The 1652-nt window shown below is 33.5% G+C and carries 1 protein-coding gene; it reads left to right on the top strand.

Features of this window, described 5'->3' with window-relative positions:
• Positions 1–87 precede the first annotated feature (87 nt).
• Positions 88–1524, top strand: coding sequence for an IS4-like element IS231I family transposase (locus ACODS7_RS31845; RefSeq protein ID WP_289665151.1), 1437 nt, complete (start codon positions 88–90; stop codon positions 1522–1524).
• The last annotated feature ends 128 nt before the right edge of the window (positions 1525–1652 follow it).

Genomic DNA, 1652 nt, shown 5'->3' with positions numbered 1-1652 from the left:
CATGCCCATCAACTTAAGAAATAAGACTACCCCCAAGTGTCAAAAAACGTTATTCTTTCTAAAAAGCTAGAAAGGGTGACATTTTTTATGAATCTTTCGATTCAAGATGAATTACAACTATTTTCTGAAGAACTGTGTCGTCATTTAACTCCTTCTTTTTTGGAAGAACTTGCAAAAGAATTAGGTTTTGTAAAAAGAAAACGAAAGTTTTCAGGAAACGAACTAGCGACAATTTGTATTTGGGTCAGTCAACGTACAGCAAGCGATTCCCTCGTTCGATTATGTAGTCAATTACATGCAGCCACAGGTACTCTTATGAGTCCAGAAGGACTCAATAAACGTTTTAATACAAAAGCTGTTGCCTTTTTAAAACATATTTTTTCTACACTATGGAAAAGTAAGATTTGCGAAACATCGGCTATTTCAAGCGAAGCGTTTACTCACTTTCAACGCATTCGTATTTTGGATGCGACGATTTTTCAAATACCAAAACATTTAGCGAGTACCTATCCTGGATCCGGTGGTTGCGCACAAACAGCGGGCATAAAAATTCAATTAGAATATGACTTGCATAGCGGTCAGTTTTTAAATTTCCAAGTAGGCCCCGGAAAAAATAATGATAAAACATTTGGAACAGAATGCTTATCTAACTTACGATCAGGCGATTTATGTATTCGTGATTTAGGGTATTTTTCATTAGACGATTTAGATCAAATGGATCAACGTGACGTGTACTATATATCCAGATTGAAGTTAAATCATACCGTGTATATAAAAAATCCATCACCAGAATATTTTCGAAACGGTACTGTAAAAAAGCAAACACAGTATATCCAAGTGGATTTAGAACATATTATGAATCATTTAAAACCCGGTCAAACATATGAAATAAAAGAAGCTTACATTGGAAAAAATCAAAAACTATTTACGCGTGTGATTATCTATCGTTTAACAGACAGACAAATAGAGGAACGTAGAAAAAAACAAACTTATGTAGAAAGTAAGAAGGGGATTACACTTTCAGAGAAAAGTAAACGATTAGCTGGTATCAACATATATGTGACAAATACTCCTGAGGAGACTGTTCCGATGGAACAAATACATGATTTTTACTCTCTTCGTTGGCAGATAGAAATTATCTTTAAGACATGGAAATCCTTATTTCAAATTCATCAGTGGCAAAATATCAAACAAGAACGATTAGAATGTCATGTGTATGGAAAACTCATTGCTATTTTTATATGTTCTTCTACGATGTTTAAGATGCGTCAACTTCTTTTGCAAAAGAATAAAAAAGAATTGAGTGAATATAAAGCCATTGGCATGATTCAAGATCATCTATCGTTATTATATCAAACGATGCAAAGAAACACCCAAGACATAACAAAGATTCTAATTCGCCTGTTTACCCTACTACAGAAAAATGGGCGAAAATCTCATCGATACGAGAAGAAAACAGTCTTTGATATTATGGGTGTTATCTATGAGTATAATGGGTTTGGAGCACAAAAGAAAGCTGCATAATTTAAAAAATAAAACTCGTTAGAGTTTATTTAGTATGCGTAAATTTAAGAATAACCCATCTGTTGAACAGTTTATAACCCTTTTGAAGGGAATTTCATTTTATTTGTTCTCTTAAGTTGATGGGCATG

This window comes from Bacillus sp. FG16, assembly GCF_057809515.1.
This window is presented reverse-complemented; position numbering and strand designations above follow the sequence as displayed.

Excerpts from the sequence above, each read along its gene's own strand:
- ACODS7_RS31845 (WP_289665151.1), top strand. The coding sequence starts at position 88 with ATGAATCTTTCGATTCAAGATGAATTACAACTATTTTCTGAAGAACTG.